Raw genomic sequence first — 305 nt, 5'->3', positions numbered from 1 at the left:
GGAATCGTGAGTCCAACAGGATATTCTGTAGGTCCAAACTTTGCAATTAATGTATTTGCTCAAGGTCGTGAAACGGCTTCAGTTTCAACAAATACAGACGTTTTAGTAAATCACGGTTCACCGGATGCACCAACAGTTGATGTAGTAGAAACATCTGTACCAGCGGGAACAATTGTAGACAACATTTCTTTCCCGGAATTTCAAGGATATTTAGAATTACCAAATCTCGACTTTACACTAGACGTTCGTGATGCAACGGGAGCAGTTACTGTGGCTTCTTACCAAGCTCCGCTTCAAGCATTAGG

1 pseudogene is annotated in these 305 nt (G+C 42.0%); it reads left to right on the top strand.

Annotated features, from left to right (window positions below):
- Window positions 1-305, top strand: a pseudogene (locus AC23MC_RS16455) (GEVED domain-containing protein); the annotation flags it as partial.

Source organism: Flavobacterium sp. T50_26, from assembly GCF_057652995.1.
This window is presented reverse-complemented; position numbering and strand designations above follow the sequence as displayed.